This window comes from Frankia sp. CoWAU3 (assembly GCF_977971855.1).
On sequence record NZ_CDWWXB010000164.1, the window covers coordinates 4,960 to 7,655 of the forward strand.

A 2,696-nucleotide genomic window follows, 5' to 3' on the forward strand; every position below is an offset into this window, starting at 1 on the left:
GCCGCGGGTGAGATCAGGCCTCGGGTGAGATCAGGCCTCGGGTGAGATCAGACGGTGTGCCAGGGGCCGGTGACGGCGTAGGCGATGCCCGGGTCCTGGGTGGCGACGAACAGGTAACGGCCGTTGGTGGAGAAGCAGGAGCCGACGAACTCCCGGTAGATCTTGTCGGCACCATCCTGGAACAGGATCTTGTTCTGGGCGAAGACGAAGGGGCTGCCCTGGCGGTCGAGACCGACGACGTAGTTGAGCCCGTCGCCGTCCTCACACAACAACGCCCCACCATGCGGGGTGATGCACAGGTTGTCGGGCCCGTCGAAGACTCCGGGCGTGTCGTAGTCGTCCGCGGCCTCGTGGGACGGCAGCAGCGCGACGAGAGTCAGGGTTTCGGCGGCGGGCTGGTACTTCCACACCTGGCCATCGTGGACGGTGGGGGGCAGCGCGGGGTAGCTGACGGAGGCGGGCAGGTCGGCCTTCTTGGCATAGCTGGCGTTGATCCAGGCCGCGTCCCGGGCCCAGAAGGCGCCCTCGAACTTCTTCGACCGGGTCACCCGGTCGGGGCTGGCCGCCGCCAGGGTGGCGGGGCGGCCCGGGTAGGCGAACTGCTTGCGGATCGAGGGCGAGGCGTCGGTCCCGTCCGGGTCGGGAGCAGGCACCGGCACCCACTTCACTGTCAGGCTGGTGCCGACCTTGGTGATCTGGGAAAGGTCGTCGATCGGGTTGCCGGCCGCGGTCCAGGCCTGCAGCGCCTCCAGGCAGCCGCCCGCCGCGTAGTCACCGAACTGGCCCGTCGCCCGGGTCGGGCGGAACCGGTAGAGCAGGCCGTTCGGGCCGCTCGCGTCCTCGGTGAGGTAGGCGAAGTTGGTCTTGGGATCGACCGCGACCGCCTCATGCGCGAAGCGGCCCAGCGCCGTCAACGGCGCCCCGGTGGTGCGGCGGCCCAGCGAGTCGACCTCGAAGACATAGCCGTGCCGCTTGCCACCACTGATGATCGACTCTGTTTCCTCGCACGTCAGCCACGCACCCCAGGGGGTGACCCCGCCGGCGCAGTTGCGGATCGTGCCGGCCAGGCTCACGTAGCGACGCTGCACGTTCGCGTTGACGTCCAGCACGATGTTCGTGGTGCCACCGAACGCGTTCGTGGCCGACCCGTCGTACACCGCGGCCCCGGTGGTCTTGGGCACCACCGGCGTGAACTGCGCGCCCGGGTTCACCGCGTCCTGCTCGTGGTTCTGCACCAGAATCGTCCCGCCCTGCGTCCCAGGAAACGAGCCGGTGCCGTCGAACTTGGTCGGGTACGGCGGGCTACCCGGATCGTCGAGCCGGTCAAACGGCTCGTTGTAGGGCGCCTGACCCCAGGTACCGGCCTTCGCGATCACCTTGTAGTGGAAGCCGGCGGGAAGATCGAGCTTGCCGGCCGGGTCGGCCACCAGCGGCCCGTAGCCTCCCGTCGCTGCGCCCACCGGGCTCGCCGCCAGCAGGTTGAACGCTTCGGCGGACAGGACCACCACGGCCCCCGCCGCCGTGCCGTGCCGGAACAGATTACGTCGTGTCAACTCGCTCATGACGCGCAACCCTAGGAACGTGATGTTACCGCCCCTTTACGGAAAGGCCAACGTGTCACGGCCGCATCGTGGCCTTGTGATGAGCGAACGGTCCACCGGCCGCGACCGCGCCTCCACCGACACCGCATCGGCCCCTGCCACCCTGTATTCCCGGCGGGGGAACCCGCCTTACGCTCGACCTGATGCTCAGCGCCGGCTATTTCGCGTCACTCGTCGAACAGCTGCCGGCGAGGCTGGAGGAGTAGGGGCTGCCCCGCCCAGGGAGGGCACATACAGGCACGGAGATTGCCTTCGGCCGGGGGTGGCAGTCCCAAGGTCCCGTCAGAAAGCTTCGTCAGTCCCTGCTGATCGGGGCGGAGCAGAAGGGCATTGTCGAGTCGACGATCCGTCGGTGACCGACTTGAAGGAGCCAGCGTGCCCATCTGGCACATCCGTCCCTACGAGACCGTCGACTACGCGGCGACAGTACGCCTGCTGGAGGAAGTGAGGAGCACCCCGGGCGGCCCGCCCATCAACCTCACCGACACCGTGCTGGCGCTGCGGCACGAACTCCCGGACACCGAGTCCCCCGCGGTGGTCGCCGTCGCGGGCGAGCATCTCGTCGGTGCCGCGGTCGGGCGCAAGGAGGGCGGCCAAGGCCGGGTGCTCACGGTCGCCATCGCGCCCGCCTGGCGTCACCACGGCATTGGTTCCAGCCTGTTGCAGAGCGTGGAAAACCTGCTCCTGCACGCCGGCTGCCGGCGGATCACCACGCTGATCACCCCCGGGCAGCCGGGTGAGGAGGCGTTCCTCAACCGCGGCTTCACCGCTACCGGGCAGGTACTCTATGACAAGCAGATTCCCCTGCGCCCGGCGGACGTCTCCACCGTCGAGCGGTGGGGCGGCGCGCTGCTGAGCGCCTCCGAGTGGTCCAACCTCGCCGGGATGGAGGAGGAGCGCGCGCTCATCGAGAAGCGGCTGCTGCTGCCGGTTCGGGAACGGGAGCTCGCCGAGGCGTACGGAGTCGTCATCCCGACGGCGATGCTGCTGTTCGGGCCGCCCGGCACCGGTAAGACGTCCTTCGCCCGGGCGGTCGCCGCCCGGCTGGAATGGCCGTTCGTCGAGCTGCTGCCCTCACGGCTGGCCTCCGGCGGC

At 69.4% G+C, this 2,696-nt stretch carries 2 protein-coding genes; one reads left to right on the forward strand and one right to left on the reverse strand.

Annotated elements, in window-relative coordinates; translation table 11 throughout:
- Nucleotides 1-47: 47 nt before the first annotated feature.
- Nucleotides 48-1,562, reverse strand: coding sequence for an alkaline phosphatase PhoX (locus AC08ON_RS13805; protein WP_476607877.1), 1,515 nt, complete (start codon nucleotides 1,560-1,562; stop codon nucleotides 48-50).
- Between the two features lie 414 nt (nucleotides 1,563-1,976).
- On the opposite strand from AC08ON_RS13805, the gene AC08ON_RS13810 reads away from it, so the two are divergent.
- Nucleotides 1,977-2,696: GNAT family N-acetyltransferase (locus tag AC08ON_RS13810; RefSeq protein WP_476617109.1), on the forward strand; the 720-nt coding region annotated here is incomplete at its 3' end.

Bases quoted from the DNA above. Each gene is read 5' to 3' on its own strand.
- AC08ON_RS13805 (WP_476607877.1), bottom strand. From the start codon at position 1,562: ATGAGCGAGTTGACACGACGTAATCTGTTCCGGCACGGCACGGCGGCG.